Annotated in this window: 1 protein-coding gene; it reads right to left on the bottom strand. The window is 59.1% G+C overall.

Features of this window, described 5'->3' with window-relative positions:
- On the bottom strand, positions 1-611 hold a 611-nt coding region (locus D3M70_RS31630; protein WP_165869950.1), incomplete at its 3' end, for an alcohol dehydrogenase catalytic domain-containing protein.
- Positions 612-638: the final 27 nt, after the last annotated feature.

Here is a 638-nt window from a genome sequence, read left to right as displayed (position 1 = left end):
TGGATCGCGGCGAGGCCGATACCACCGAGGCCGAATACCGCCACCGAGTCACCGGGTTGCACCTTGGCCGTGTTATGCACAGCACCGATACCGGTGGTCACGCCGCAGCCCAGCAGGCAGACGTGCTCCGGATTGGCATCCGGGTTGATCTTGGCCAGCGACACTTCAGCAACAACGGTGTATTCGCTGAAAGTCGAGCAGCCCATGTAGTGGAACAGCGGCTGACCGTTGTACGAGAAGCGGGTGGTGCCATCAGGCATCAGACCCTTGCCCTGGGTTGCACGTACAGACACACACAGGTTGGTCTTGCCCGACTTGCAGAACAGGCACTCGCCACATTCAGCGGTGTAGAGCGGGATAACGTGATCACCCGGTTTCACACTGGTGACGCCCTCACCTACCTCTACCACGATGCCGGCGCCTTCATGGCCCAGCACGACCGGGAAGAGACCCTCAGGATCATCACCCGACAGGGTGAACGCGTCGGTATGACACACGCCGGTATGGGTGATCTTGACGAGCACTTCACCCTTGCGTGGCGGCTCAACGTCGATCTCAACGATTTCCAGCGGTTTACCTGGCCCAAAGGCCACTGCTGCACGTGATTTCATGATGTCACTTCCTTTTTTGAGTTGGTC

It is taken from the genome of Pseudomonas sp. LS-2 (assembly GCF_003605735.1).
GTDB lineage: Bacteria > Pseudomonadota > Gammaproteobacteria > Pseudomonadales > Pseudomonadaceae > Aquipseudomonas.
The sequence above is the reverse complement of the archived record's forward strand: the minus strand, read 5'-3'. Positions and strand labels throughout refer to the sequence as shown.